Raw genomic sequence first — 13,812 nt, forward strand, 5'->3', positions numbered from 1 at the left:
TTGCACTTTACTAAAAACTTACCCCGCTTATGTCTCAAAGATCATCACTCAAAAGGTCGGAAGGCTGCTACTCCTTTGGCAGTAGTTAGCTTGGTAACACCTTACATATTTGGGCTGAACGTATTTGGGCTGAACGTATTTAGGCTGCACGTATTCAGACTGAGCCATGATCCTTGACTGTTTCTCGTAACCTTATCTTGCCTTTATTGATTTAACTTCATCTATGAAATCATTGCGAGTTCTGCAAATTGTTCCATCCCTATCTTTAGTCTATGGTGGCCCTAGCCAAATGGTATTGGGGCTATCAAAAAGTCTGGCAGCGCAAGCCATTGATGTGACTATTCTGACCACTGATGCCAACGGCGATACGGGCCAGACTCCACTCGATGTGCCGCTTGATCGAGCGGTACTCCAAGATGGATATCAGATTCGTTATTTTCATTGTTCACCATTTCGTCGCTATAAGTTTTCGCCGCTTCTATTAAACTGGCTTGTCGATCATGCTCACGAGTATGATATCGCTCATATTCATGCCTTATTCTCACCGGTTAGTAGTGCAGCAGCGGCAATCGCTCGTTGGAAGAAGTTGCCTTACATTCTGCGGCCCTTAGGTACCCTTGATCCAGCCGACTTACAAAAGAAAAAACAGCTCAAACGACTTTATGCAGCCCTGATAGAACGCCCCAATCTAGCAGGAGCAGCGGCAGTGCATTTTACTAGCGATCAGGAAGCAAAGGTATCTGAACGGTTCGGCACCGTAACCCGTGACGTTGTGCTGCCTTTGGGCGTTGAGCTGCCAAATATAGCTGAACCCATCCAGAAGGACCAGATCCGCTCACAGTTGGGTCTGCCCTTAGATCAGCCACTAGTTTTGTTCATGTCGCGCATTGATCCGAAGAAGGGGTTAGATCTGTTGCTACCGGCATTGGAGCAGCTATTGGCAGAAGGAGTGGAGTTTCATTTCGTATTAGCAGGGGCCAATCCACAGGATCCAAACTATGAGAATCAGATTCATGCCCAGATTCAGGCTTCACCTTTAGCACACTGTACTACCATGACTGGCTTTGTGACTGGAGCTGCTAAGGTCCAGCTCTTGCAGGCAGCCGATTTGTTTGTGTTGCCATCCTATTACGAAAATTTTGGCATTGCAGTAGCAGAGGCAATGGCCGTAGGAGTGCCTGTGATTGTTTCCGATCAGGTTCATATTTGGCAGGAGATTGCGCAGGCTGAAGCGGGCTGGATCTGTACCTGTGAGGTTGATTTCTTAATCCAGCAGTTGAGATTTGCTCTCGCTAATCCAGCTAATCGGATCGAGCGGGGAGCCAAGGCCCAAACCCATGCCCTGACGCACTATAGCTGGCAGGCGATCGGGCAACAGATGATTCAAGTTTACAAGTCTGTTTTGGATCGTTCTCAGTGCGCCCGCTAGCGTGGCAGGGTGAACCAAAAGCGCGAGCCGTGGCCCACTTCGCTTTCTACGCCAATCTGGCCACCATGAGCCGTGATGATTTGTTGACAGAGGCAGAGACCAACGCCGATACCTGTCAACTGCCGATCTGGTCCTGCGCCCAGTTTGAGATCAAACAGCCGTTCCCGCTGCGACTGACTCATCCCTTTGCCATTGTCTGCCACAATAAAACGCAACCACTGCGGTTCTGGTTTGACCTCAACTGTAATGTGCACTCCAGGCAGATTGTGCTTCACCGCATTGAGCAAGAGTTGCTGGAACACTCGTCTAAGCTGTTCTCCATCCGCCAGCACTGGAGGCAACTGGTCTACTGCCAGCTCTAGCGTGGCTTGGTTTCGCTCCAGTAACGGTTTGAGGTCGGTTGCAACCGTTTGCAGCAGTTCCTGTACTTGCATCGGCTCTGGCTGGAGTACCACTCCTTCGGTACGATTTGTGTAAGCTTCGAGCAGGGCATTCAACTTACAGAGCTGGGTTTCGCCTGATTGGGTCATTCGCTCTAGTAGGGAACGGGGAATCGAAATTTCATCACCTGGATGTTGCTGGAAATTTTTCAAAACCATCAGCGTTCCCATAATCGTTGTCCGTAAATCATGGGCAATCGCATGTAGAAAAACATCCTGTAATTCATTCATGTCTTCTAGCTTCTCCAGGTTCTTTTGCAATTGCAGCGTCCGTTCTGCCACCTGTTGTTCTAAATTACTATTCAGCTGCTGCACTTGTTGGTAAAGCTGGCCCTGTTGAATGGCAATCGTGATTTGAGTCGCTAGTTGCTCCATCAGCTCGATCTCTAGCGGCTGCCACTCGCGTGGGTGAGAACATTGATGCACGATCAGTAGCCCAAATAAACGGCAATGTTCTACTGCTTCTGGATCGGAGGTAATCGCTACGCCCATCCCCGCCTTGACCTGATAGCGGTCATGATATTGCCGAATGAAAGGGGTACGCTCCTGTTGGGATGTATCGTTGACGATGCAGAGATGCCGCTCGGCAAAAATAGCTTGAATTTCAGGATAGACGCTAGCATCTGAAGTCATGGATAAGGCCGAGTTCCATTCAGGCAACACCGATTCCGCCACAACCCAGCCGTTGCCTTCAGCGTCGAACCGACAGATGAATACCCGATCGGCCTGCAAGACTTGCCGGACTTCCTGCACAATCGTATTCAGAATCTGGTCGAGGTCAAGTGACTGCCGAATCCGCAATGCCATTTCGCTCAACAACCGATTGCGCTCAGCATTCAAGCGCAGCTTGGCTTCAGTTAGTTTGCGTTCGGTGATATCAAGCACGGTTCCGGTGGCCGTCTGGGGTCCAATTACCACCTGTTCCTCGATAATGCGTTCAGTGTGATCAGGCAGTTGCAGGCGGTAATCCATGCGGTAAGGAATCCGCTGTTCCAAGGCGCGAGTAATAGCTTGCTCTACCCGGGGTCGGTCTTCTGGATGGACGGCGGCCAGAAACGCCTGCTGGCTCGGCACCACACTGGCAATAGTAAATCCCAAGAGCCGATAGAGTTCATCAGACCAAGTCCACCGCTGTTGCTGAAAATCAAAATCCCAGTTTCCCAGCCGAGCTAAATGTTGGGCCTTGGCTAAGCTCGCCTGACTGTGCCTGAGCAAGCGTTCAACTCGCTGACGTTCGGTGGTCACGGCAGCCAACAGCAAGCCAGTTGTTGTGATGACGCCCAAAAACGTCTGGAGCAGCAACACCATCTGATGATTGGCCTCAGTTCGGCTCAGCAGGTTTGCCCGCACTAACAATGTATTGGCCATCGTTACAAATGGACCGTTACCGGCAATGGTGCCACTAATAGCAATCACAGCCAACAGAAAGCTAGCCATAATCCCTGTCGGCTGCCCCAGTCGGAGTGCCGCCCAAATTACGAAGGGAAACGGAAGATACTCGATTGGGTAGTTCACCAGAATTTCAGGCAGGCGTGAGTGAAACACCAGCCAGCTCGTTCCAGCCAAGAGGCTCAAGCAGAGCAGGCGCTCCAGCCATTGAGCCGAAAAACGCAGAGCAAATAATTCAGGTTTCCGAAATCGCAGTTGCTGAGGTTGTAGAACTAATAAGAAAGGAGTGAACACCAGAATACTAGTGCTGTCGCTTAACCAATAGGTCCACCAAGTCGGAATTGCAAGTTGCTGGCTGAGGTGGCCAAAGGAGACAGCGGTACCTGTACTGATCGTGGCATTCAAAATGGGCGGAATCAGCACTGCTAGAACCAGAAAACTCAATACATCTCGCAAGCGCTCCAGCGAGTCGCAAAATCCGTTCCACCGCAGTAGGGTGGTGCCCAAAACCGCTTCAATCGTCGCGCCAATCGCTGATCCTAGTGCCAACCATCCGGAAACCCCCAGCCACGATCCCACCAGCAACACGCCCAGCGCCACACCCGGCCACACCCAGCGCCCTTGCTGTAGCAACACAAACAACGCAATGCCTGCCGGAGGCCAGACCGGAGATGGTTCAATACCCAACTGCAAACTGGAAAACACAAGCTTTGCTACTAGAAAATAGAGTAAAGCTGTGATTCCAACCGAAATGCAGTATCCCTTGCTCATATGCCGCATCCAAGCCAGCCTAGACAATTGAGGCAAAGGTTTCAGAATTCGGAATCGAGCTGGATTCAATCATTTCACCTCCTTGGTGCTGGGTCAGGGTTGGGCAATTCACGATACCCTATTGATTAAGGGTGGCTTAAAAGTGAAGAGAGCCACTTCCCCCAGACGGATGACTAGAGGGAAAACCGAATCAAATTGCCCTGGCAGCTCTGGTAATTGATGATACTTCGGCTAGCTGGGGTTAGAACTGGAAAAGCTACAATCCTACAATCACTGCATTCCTACTGAATTTTTCAAAATAGCCACAACGATGACCTACGATACTCAGTCATACGATACTCAGTCCAATCGAGAATGGTGGGCACAGCGCTGGGTTGATGTTTTGGAGTCGTTTGGTTGGGTGCGCCGCTTGGCCCGTGCCCGCAACTATGCCCGCGAAGGCAATGTGCTCAAAATTGAGTTTCAAGGCGCTAAAGTGCAGGCGTTAGTTCAGGGAACGGCACCAGAACCCTATCGGGTCTCGCTATCGCTGGATCCGTTTGATGATGAGCAGTGGCAGTATGTGATCGAGTCGCTGTCGGAACGCGCCATTTTTTCGGCTAAGCTGCTGGCGGGTGAAATGCCCCAGAACATTGAGGAAGTGTTTACAGCAAATGGGCTGAGCTTGTTTCCGCTGACCAAGTTTGATATCCACAGCAAATGCAGTTGTCCGGACCCAGCCAATCCCTGTAAGCATATTGGGGCAGTTTATTACGTGCTTGGCGACCGCTTCAGCGAAGATCCGTTTGTGCTATTCCAATTGCGGGGTCGCACCAAAGAGCAGATCATCACAGCCCTGCGACAAATGCGCAGCACTCAGGCGGAGTCGGTTTCCGAAATCTCAGAGGCTACCTCTGAACCTCAAATTGACCTGCAATCGTTTTGGCAATACAACGAGCAACTCGAACCCTCGCTAGTCGTAATTACACCACCACCCAGCAGTGAAACGGTTCTAGACTTGCTTGGCCCGATTCCGCTCAAGTCCGATATTTCGACTAGCCACAGTTCTGCTGCCGCCCAGTTGGTGCTCGAACATTTGAAAGGCATTTATGCTCAGGTCAGCCAGCAGGCTGTGATGACTGCTATGACCGCCGGCAACCAGGAAACCTAGCCTAGGCTGTTCGACTCTTGCCATCTCGTTAGACCACCAAAGGCAATTGAATAATTCACCTATACAAAAAGGCTCCCGCCAAAGCAGGAGCCAAACACAAGTTAAGGAGAATTAGCCTAACTTAGTCAATATCAGGCATCGAGAGTACGGGTTCTGACTCGCGGTCAATTCCCTTCTCGAAACCAGCCGCAGCCGCACGAGCACGACCCGCGTGCCACAGGTGGCCTACCAAGAAGAAGAAACCAAGCACAAAGTGAGAGGTTGCCAACCAAGCGCGCGGAGACACGAAGTTGACTGAGTTGATTTCAGTCGCCACACCACCAACCGAGTTCAGCGAACCCAGTGGTGCATGCGTCATGTACTCAGCTGCACGACGCGCCTGCCAAGGCTGAATGTCGTTCTTAATCTTGTCGAGGTCTAGACCGTTGGGTCCACGCAGCGGCTCCAGCCAAGGACCTTGGAAGTCCCAGAAGCGCATGGTTTCACCACCGAAAATGATCTCGCCGGTCGGAGAACGCATCAGGTATTTACCCAAACCAGTCGGACCTTGAGCGGAACCAACGTTAGCACCTAGGCGCTGGTCACGAATCAAGAATGTCAAGGCTTGAGCCTGAGACGCTTCCGGACCCGTGGGGCCATAGAACTCACTGGGGTAAGCGGTATTGTTGTACCACACCATTGTGGAAGCAATAAAGCCCATCAGCGACAGCGCACCAAGGCTGTAGGACAGATAAGCTTCACCCGACCAGATGAAGGTACGACGCACCCAACCAAACGGCTTGGTCAGGATGTGCCAGATACCGCCGGCGATGCAGATGAAACCAACCCAGATGTGACCGCCAATGATGTCTTCCATGTTGTTGACGCTGACAATCCAGCCTTCGCCACCAAACGGAGACTTGAGCAGGTAGCCAAAGATCACGGCTGGGTTGAGGGTGGGGTTGGTAATGACGCGCACGTCACCACCGCCCGGTGCCCAAGTATCATAAACGCCGCCAAAGAACATGGCTTTCAATACTAACAAGAAGGCACCACAGCCCAACAGGATCAGGTGAATCCCGATGATAGTGGTCATCTTGTTCTTATCTCGCCAGTCGTAGCCGAAGAAGGAAGAGTATTCTTCCAGCACTTCCGGACCACGAATCGCGTGATAGATGCCGCCCAAACCGAGCACGGCAGACGAAATTAGGTGCAGAACCCCAACCACAAAGTAGGGGAAGGTGTTGATGACTTCACCGCCCGGACCGACACCCCAACCCAAGGTGGCGAGGTGAGGCAGCAGGATCAGTCCTTGCTCGTACATGGGCTTTTCCGGAATGAAGTGAGCCACTTCAAACAAAGTCATGGCTCCAGCCCAGAAGACAATCAGACCAGCATGGGCCACATGAGCGCCCAGCAGCTTACCAGACAGGTTAATTAGACGGGCGTTACCAGCCCACCAGGCGAATCCGGTGGAATCTTGGTCACGACCGCTCATCATAATTGAATTATTAGAGAGCGTTACCACGGGGCAATACCTCTTCGGGGAATACAAAACGTTCATGAGGCTGATCTTGAGGAGCCATCCACGCCCGGATGCCCTCGTTCAGCAAGATATTCTTCGTGTAGAAGGTCTCAAACTCCGGGTCCTCCGCTGCACGAATCTCCTGCGACACAAAGTCATACGCTCGCAGGTTCAGCGCTAACCCCACAATCCCAATGCTCGCCATCCACAAGCCCGTCACCGGCACAAACAACATGAAGAAGTGCAGCCACCGCTTGTTGGAAAAGGCAATCCCAAAGATCTGCGACCAGAACCGGTTGGCCGTCACCATCGAGTAGGTCTCTTCACTCTGGGTCGGGTTGAAGGCACGGAAGGTGTTGGCCTTGTCCCCATCCTCATACAGCGTGTTCTCCACCGTCGCTCCATGAATCGCACACAGCAAGGCACCACCGAGAATGCCAGCGACCCCCATCATGTGGAACGGATTGAGCGTGAAGTTGTGGAACCCTTGGATGAACAAGATGAAGCGGAAAATTGCCGCTACGCCGAAGCTGGGTGCAAAGAACCACCCCGACTGCCCCAACGGGTACATCAGGAACACGCTGACAAACACCGCAATCGGACCCGAGAAGGCCAAGGCGTTGTAGGGGCGGATGCCCACAAGCCGAGCGATCTCGAACTGCCGCAGCATGAAGCCGATTAAGCCAAACGCGCCATGCAGGGCCACAAAGGTCCACAAGCCGCCGAGTTGGCACCAGCGGGTGAAGTCCCACTGGGCTTCGGGTCCCCACAGAAACAGCAGCGAGTGGCCGAGTGAGTTAGCAGGAGTCGAGACGGCGGCGGTCAGGAAGTTGCAGCCTTCCAAGTAGGAGGAGGCGATGCCGTGGGTGTACCAGGAGGTGACAAAGGTGGTGCCGGTCAGCCAGCCGCCGAGCGCGAGGTAGGCGCAGGGAAACAGCAGGATGCCGGACCAGCCGACGAAGACGAAACGGTCGCGCTTGAGCCAGTCGTCGAGGACGTCGAACCATCCTCGCTCTGCTCGCGCTCTCCCCATTGCTATGGTCATTTCATATCCTCTTAATATGACAATGCATCCTCAGTTACCGAACGTCTTTAAGAAACTCGTTCAGCTAAGAGGGAAACCAACCTTGAAGTTGACGCTAATCGGAATATGGATCAATCAACCGATATTAAAACCGGTACCTGTCCATATCTCCCCTCTAAGCACCCGGAATAAATACCTATCAAGGTTTGCTGAGAGAGGAGTTAACGTTTCTATATGATAGGGAGATATGAAAATTTTTACAATCTGACATGTACTGTTCTTATCAAATGCTTGCCTATTGCAGTTTCTAATCATTCCAGATGCTGCAAACCCGCGTTTGGCTCTCCTGGAGGGCAAACCCTAAAATTAGAATCTGTGGCGTTTACGCTTGTGTGCTTTTGTAAATTTTGTAAACTGGTCGTTTTCATCTATGGCTGTACCGCTCGCCTCGAAACCGGATAATAAGCCGGATAATAAATTAGTTTTGCGTCAATCCGTCTTGGGGGCACGTCGTCCTAGTAACTATTTTTGGGCGGCGGCCACGACGCTTGGAGGAGTTGGCTTTCTGCTGTCGAGTCTTTCCAGCTATTTCAAAGTCAATTTACTGCCGTTCTCGGACCCTACCCAGTTGGTCTTCATTCCGCAAGGTGTAGCCATGGGGTTCTATGGTATAGCAGGAACCCTCCTGGCGCTGTACCTATGGCTAATCATTGCCTGGGATGTGGGCGGTGGCTATAACGAGTTCAACCGCGAGACCGGCCAACTCACAATTTTTCGCTGGGGGTTTCCGGGCAAGAATCGCAAGATCGAAGTGACGCATCCACTAACTGACGTGCAGTCGATTCGGGTAGAAATTCGAGAAGGGCTAAATCCACGGCGAGCACTGTACCTGCGTATCAAAGGCAAAGGCGATATTCCCCTGACGCGCGTCGGGCAGCCGATTGCCCTTTCAGAATTAGAAAATCAGGGCGCAGAATTAGCCCGGTTTCTAGCCGTTCCCTTAGAAGGGTTGTAGAGGAGTTAAACATGCGAATCAGAATGGGCTATTGGATCACCTCCTGTCTGTTAGCTAGCTTGCTAATTCTGTCGGGTTGCACGGGCAACACCGCTCAAGATACGGCAACTCCCGCTAGTCCCACGGCTCCAGAGAGTCCTACAGCGGCAGTCTCACCTACCGCATCACCGACTGCAGCCTCCCCCAGCGCCGTTGTCCAGGTGGATCCTCAGTTCAACAATCTGCCCCAGCTGTTAGGCGAAGCTACCGTGGAGTTGGTCGTCAAGGGTTCACCGATCGTGATTCGAGTTGATGGAGCCGATGCGCCAATCACGGCAGGGAATTTTGTTGACCTCGTGAATCGAGGAGTCTACAACGGATTGGCTTTTCACCGCGTGGTGCGTGAGCCTCAGCCCTTTGTCGTGCAGGGTGGCGATCCGCAGGGCAAAGATCCCAGCTTCCCAATTGACCGACTGGGGACCGGCAGTTTTATCGATCCAGCAACGGCTCAACCGCGCTACATTCCGCTAGAAATCAGACCCACAGATGGCGATCAGCCGATTTACAGCAAAACCTTTGATACGGCGGGCATTACGGAAGCCCCAAAGCTGAGACATACACGTGGCGCAGTGGCAATGGCCCGTTCTAACCCACCCGATTCGGCATCATCCCAGTTCTACATTGCCCTCGCCGATCTGGACTTCCTGGATGGCAAATATGCTGTCTTTGGCTATGTCACGAGCGGCATGGAAGTGGTGGATCAAATTCAACCAGGCGACCGGATCACCTCAGCTCGCGTTGTTTCCGGGCTGGAAAACATGAAGTTACCAGGCGGCTGATCGGTTACTAGTTGTCGGTTACCAGTTGTCGGTTACCAGTTGTCAGTTACCACTTGGGTGATTGGGCAATCAACGCCGCTACTGCAGCAGCATGCAGGGGTGGGGAGAAAAAATATCCCTGCCCTTGTTCGCAACGAAGCGCCTTTAATCGAGCAAATTGTTCCGCGACCTCAATGCCCTCGGCCACAACGTCCATATCCAGGTTATGGGCTAGCGAAATAATCGCATGCACAATCTCATCGTTTTCGCTGGTTTCATGCATCTGGCTTACAAAAGAGCGGTCAATCTTCAAGGTGTCGATCGGAAATTGCTGCAACCGGCTCAACGACGAATAGCCCGTGCCAAAGTCATCAATGCAAAGCTGGAGTTGTAGTGCCTTGAGTTGACTCAGCAGCGCTGTTGGTTCGGCAGTTTGGATAATTCCACTTTCCGTAATTTCCAGTTTTAGCAGGGCTGGATTGAGCTGAGTAGTTTGCAGCACTTGAGCCACCTGCTCCACCAAATCGGGCTGTAAGAGCTGTCTGGCAGAAAGATTGACGCTAATCGTTAAAGCACTGGCTTGCGGAAACTGAGCTTGCCAGTGACAGAGTTGTTGGCAGGCTTCCTGCAAAACCCAGTGCCCAATGGGCAGGATCAGCCCCATCTCTTCGGCTAGAGGAATAAACTCTGCTGGGGAAATCAAGCCGCGTTCGGGATGGTGCCACCGCACCAACGCTTCAAAGCCGACAATGGCTCCGGTCTTCAGGCAAACAATTGGCTGATAGTAGATACAGAGCTGCCGCTGCTCAATTGCCCAGCGTAAATCAGTTTCAAGCTGCAAGAGTGCTACAGCCTGGTTATACATAGCGGTATCGAAAACGGCGTGGGACATCTTGCTGTGCCCTTTGGCTTGATAGAGCGCAATGTCGGCATCTCGGAGGACTTGCTCTGGTGAGTCATATCCATCGACGCTGAGGGCAATGCCGATGCTGGCGCTGGCAAAGATTTTTTCACCGTTTAAGGTAAAGGGTAACTGGAGCGCTTGGTGAATTCGCTCGGCCAAGTGAGTGGCTTCCTGCACCTGCTCCATGCCATCGAGTAAAACAGTGAATTCATCGCCTCCCAGCCGTGCAATCGTTTCGTTAGGACGCAGGCAGTTGGCTAGCCGATGGGCAATTGCCACCAAGAGCTGATCGCCAACTAGATGTCCCAGACTGTCATTCACGAGTTTGAACCGATCCAGATCGAGAAACAGCACCGCAAACAAATGGTCAGCAGTTTTTTTTGAGTGCGCAATCGCTTGAGCTAGCTGCTTCATAAACAGCACTCGGTTGGGTAGCCCAGTAAGATTGTCATGACAAGCATCGTGAATCAGCTGTTCCTGCATGCGCTTGCGTTCTGTGATGTCTGTAGCTATCCCATCCAGCGAGAAGGGTGCTCCCTGGGCATCGTAGGTGACATGATAGCGATCACAAAGCCAGCGCACTTCTCCATTGGCGTGCAAAATTCGATATTCGATTTCACCGCTGCCAGTTTGGTACAGCCGTAGTAAGGATTGCTGAACCTGAGCCTGGTCGTCTGGGTGAATCACCTTAAACCAGAGATCTGGATCCTGCAGAAAGTCATGGACTGGACGACCGTATACTTTCTCAGTGGCTGGATTGACGTAGCGCAATCGATTTTCGGTGAGGGAGTAGGACCAGACCACATCTTCTAAAGATTTGAGGATGCTGTTTAACTTTTGTTCACTTGCCTTCAGCGCCTCCTCGGCTCGAATGCGGTCGGTGATATTGGTTTGCACGCCGACAAAGTGGGTCAAATAGCCATCGGTATCATAAACCGGAGCCACCCGCAGCTCATTCCAAAACAGAGAGCCATCCTTACGATAATTGCGCACTACGACATGACATTCGCGTACTTCTCGCAGAGCGGTGCGGAGGACTTCTAGACCCGGTTGCTTCCGATCGTCCTGCTGCAGTAAGCGACAGTTCTTTCCCAAGATTTCGCTGGCACTGTAGCCGGTCATGGCTTCAAACGCAGGATTCACATACACAATCGGGTTATCTGGCTGTTGAACATCGGTGAGAATGATGCCATTACTGCTGGCCGCAATCGCCCGTTCCATCAGCCGCAAGCGTGCCTCAAATTTCTTGCGAGCAACCGTTGCTGCTAGAACGTTTGCAACTGCTTGCAGAAAATGAATATCATCCTGAGTAAATGTCCAGAATTTTGTGGTGTAGACACCTAAAATACCAAAAGGCTGGTCTTGACCTGGAATCACTAGATTGATCCCGCTTTTGATCCGGTGGCTATACAACAGAGCGGGACAGCCAAAGCGTGTTTCAATTAGCAGATCCCGAATCACAACCGGCTGTCGCTGAGCCAGAGTGTAGCCAAACAGCCAGTTGGGCTGGGTCCCCATCTGTGTCCCCACCAGACCTGGTTGCCAGCCAGTTCCAGCCTGAAGCATCAACGTGCTGCCATTGGGTAAGAGTTCAAAGATGGCGCAATATTGCATTTTGAGAACTTGAGCAACGGTAGTGACCGCTTCGTGCATGAGCTTAGGCAAGTCGATGTTCAGCAGTGCCCGTTGTCCTAGATTGGCTACCGCTGCCTGCTGGCGAGCGTGGCGTCGCAAAACGGCCTCAGTTTGCTGCCAATGGCTGTTGCATAGAGGGCTGCATGCCGGTTGAAACCGATTTAATCTTTCTGCTACTGGTTCTAATGATGCATGGATGGGCTGGTAGTTGGCAGGCTGATAAGAGGCGGTATCAAATGGCTGCTCGTTTTGAGGATGCTGGTTAGCAGGAAGCATTGTCAGAGTCCTAAAAGATTTTAAAAAGCGGGCAGAACAGAGCCATAACCCAGGAGACTTGCCTCCAGGGTTCTTGACTCAAATAGAAAATAGATATAAAAAAACAAATTTTCGAGTGAAACCGGCTTGACTTTGTTTAGCCAACAATTGGGGGGACTAAGCAGAAATTCGTTTTTTCAATGTTCCCTATTTAATCAGACAAATGTTGAAAAATATTCAAATTTATTGAATTCTTAAAATGTTAGATCATAGATTTTGAGGGCGCGAACCATGACATCAAAAGTTTGGCCCAGAAAGCCACAGGCTTTTGTTAAAGATTCTTTGTTAAACTTACAACTGCGCAGTTCGTCCCCATTTTTGACTGACGAGATTGAGTCAAATCAAGGTTACGTTAGATTGAATCTTCAAAGCAGTTTATAGGCGACCCATGCTCTAAACTTCCTAAAACTTCCTAAACTTCGTAGATTAGGCCGTCGGGCATGGTGGTGCCAATCAGAATAGCGTCCTCAAAATTGGCGGCACTAATTTCTGCTTTGGTCAGAATGGCATCGGTCAGGTCAGCCTGGCTCAGGTCAGCTCGTGCTAAAAACGCATCAGTTAAATTGGTAGCTCGGAGAATCGCTTGGTAAAGATTGGCACGGCTCAGATCGGCCCGGAGCAATCGAGCAAAGGACAGATTGGCTTGGAATAGGCAGGCTTGAGTTAATTTGGCATCGGCCAACAAAGCCGATTGAAGCTGAGTATTAGTTAGATCGGTGTTGGTTAAACTGGCCCGCTCTAAATTGGCGTTACTCAGATTGGCTTTGCGTAGATTGGCCTGAGCCAAGTTGGCTTCGGTGAGCAAGCTTTCCTGCAAGTTGGCATAGGTTAAATTAGCGCCACTGCAATCTACCTTGTGCAGAGTCGCCTTTTGCAGATTGGCTTTGCGCAGATTCGCTTTGGATAAATCAACCCCTGTCAAGTCAACGCTCCGTAGATCGGCCTTACGCAGATTCGCGCCCCGCAGATTGGCGCTTGTATGCCGTCGTTCTTGCCGGAAGTTAGCGCCCCTGAGGCAGGCTCCCGTTAGATTGGCTCCTTCTAGACTGGCATTGCGCAGATCGGCATCCATCAGGTTCACATCCTGGAGATTCGCCAGGGTCAAATTAGCGCTGCGCAAATTGGCTCCTTGTAAGTTAGCACCGTGGAGGATGGCATCCTGAAGATTGGCTGCTTGCAACGATGCCTGACTCAGATTCACACCACTCAAATCGGCAGCCACTAAATTAGCGTGATTTAACTGAGCGCGGTTCAAAAAAGCCAGCATCAGCGATGCCCGCCGCAAATCAGCCCGACTTAAATTTACCCCAATCAAATCTGCCTGTACCAGGTTTAATCCAGCTAAGTTGATGCCCACAAATTCGGTTCGCCCCGATTGATACTGTTCTAGAAAGGTGGTGACTGCGGCTCCAACAGATCCCATAGTGGTGGCTTTCCAG

Annotated in this window: 9 protein-coding genes; 4 read left to right on the top strand and 5 right to left on the bottom strand. The window is 51.5% G+C overall.

All coding sequences use genetic code 11. The features are described 5' to 3' along the window. The first annotated feature begins 223 nt into the window (after positions 1-223). A complete protein-coding gene (hpsP, locus tag HJG54_RS12135; RefSeq protein WP_316435223.1) occupies positions 224-1,429 on the top strand; it encodes a hormogonium polysaccharide biosynthesis glycosyltransferase HpsP in 1,206 nt (401 codons plus the stop codon). Here hpsP and HJG54_RS12140 read toward each other — a convergent pair. After that, positions 1,426-4,029 (bottom strand): MASE1 domain-containing protein, encoded by a 2,604-nt coding sequence (locus HJG54_RS12140; RefSeq protein ID WP_316435224.1) that lies wholly within the window; start codon positions 4,027-4,029, stop codon positions 1,426-1,428. The genes hpsP and HJG54_RS12140 overlap by 4 nt on opposite strands. A 310-nt stretch (positions 4,030-4,339) precedes the next feature. Between HJG54_RS12140 and HJG54_RS12145 the strand changes: the two genes are divergently transcribed. Then, a complete protein-coding gene (locus HJG54_RS12145) occupies positions 4,340-5,179 on the top strand; it encodes an SWIM zinc finger family protein (RefSeq protein WP_316435225.1) in 840 nt (279 codons plus the stop codon). Positions 5,180-5,300: 121 nt separating this feature from the next. Here HJG54_RS12145 and psbC read toward each other — a convergent pair whose 3' ends face one another. Further along, complete coding sequence (gene psbC / locus HJG54_RS12150; protein ID WP_420717388.1) at positions 5,301-6,659, bottom strand: photosystem II reaction center protein CP43; 1,359 nt, start codon at positions 6,657-6,659, stop codon at positions 5,301-5,303. A 10-nt stretch (positions 6,660-6,669) separates the two neighbouring features. Then, positions 6,670-7,728 carry a photosystem II D2 protein (photosystem q(a) protein) gene (psbD, locus tag HJG54_RS12155; RefSeq protein ID WP_211628055.1) on the bottom strand — a complete coding sequence of 353 codons (1,059 nt, stop codon included), beginning with the start codon at positions 7,726-7,728 and terminating at the stop codon, positions 6,670-6,672. Between the two features lie 409 nt (positions 7,729-8,137). On the opposite strand from psbD, the gene HJG54_RS12160 reads away from it, so the two are divergent. Together HJG54_RS12160 and HJG54_RS12165 are read left to right on the top strand one after the other, a co-directional pair. Beyond that, the gene (locus HJG54_RS12160; RefSeq protein WP_036005188.1) at positions 8,138-8,722 is read left to right on the top strand and encodes a photosystem I assembly protein Ycf4; all 585 of its coding nucleotides are present in this window, start codon (positions 8,138-8,140) and stop codon (positions 8,720-8,722) included. Between the two features lie 11 nt (positions 8,723-8,733). Then, positions 8,734-9,540 (top strand): peptidylprolyl isomerase, encoded by an 807-nt coding sequence (locus HJG54_RS12165; RefSeq protein ID WP_316435226.1) that lies wholly within the window; start codon positions 8,734-8,736, stop codon positions 9,538-9,540. A 46-nt stretch (positions 9,541-9,586) separates the two neighbouring features. Here the strand turns inward: HJG54_RS12165 and HJG54_RS12170 are convergent, their stop codons facing one another. Together HJG54_RS12170 and HJG54_RS12175 are read right to left on the bottom strand one after the other, a co-directional pair. Further along, the gene (locus HJG54_RS12170) at positions 9,587-12,334 is read right to left on the bottom strand and encodes an EAL domain-containing protein (RefSeq protein ID WP_316435227.1); all 2,748 of its coding nucleotides are present in this window, start codon (positions 12,332-12,334) and stop codon (positions 9,587-9,589) included. Positions 12,335-12,785: 451 nt separating this feature from the next. Continuing rightward, entirely contained in the window at positions 12,786-13,796 is a 1,011-nt protein-coding gene (locus tag HJG54_RS12175; protein WP_316435228.1) for a pentapeptide repeat-containing protein, read from the bottom strand. Positions 13,797-13,812 lie beyond the last annotated feature (16 nt).

The sequence above is a fragment of the Leptolyngbya sp. NK1-12 genome, from assembly GCF_032598965.1.
GTDB lineage: Bacteria > Cyanobacteriota > Cyanobacteriia > Elainellales > Elainellaceae > Elainella.

Coding starts and splice junctions, on each gene's coding strand:
- HJG54_RS12165 (WP_316435226.1), top strand. CDS start 8,734: ATGCGAATCAGAATGGGCTATTGGATCACCTCCTGTCTGTTAGCTAGC.
- HJG54_RS12140 (WP_316435224.1), bottom strand. CDS start 4,029: ATGAGCAAGGGATACTGCATTTCGGTTGGAATCACAGCTTTACTCTAT.
- HJG54_RS12175 (WP_316435228.1), bottom strand. CDS start 13,796: ATGGGATCTGTTGGAGCCGCAGTCACCACCTTTCTAGAACAGTATCAA.
- hpsP (WP_316435223.1), top strand. CDS start 224: ATGAAATCATTGCGAGTTCTGCAAATTGTTCCATCCCTATCTTTAGTC.
- psbC (WP_420717388.1), bottom strand. CDS start 6,659: ATGATGAGCGGTCGTGACCAAGATTCCACCGGATTCGCCTGGTGGGCT.
- HJG54_RS12170 (WP_316435227.1), bottom strand. CDS start 12,334: ATGCTTCCTGCTAACCAGCATCCTCAAAACGAGCAGCCATTTGATACC.
- HJG54_RS12160 (WP_036005188.1), top strand. CDS start 8,138: ATGGCTGTACCGCTCGCCTCGAAACCGGATAATAAGCCGGATAATAAA.
- psbD (WP_211628055.1), bottom strand. CDS start 7,728: ATGACCATAGCAATGGGGAGAGCGCGAGCAGAGCGAGGATGGTTCGAC.
- HJG54_RS12145 (WP_316435225.1), top strand. CDS start 4,340: ATGACCTACGATACTCAGTCATACGATACTCAGTCCAATCGAGAATGG.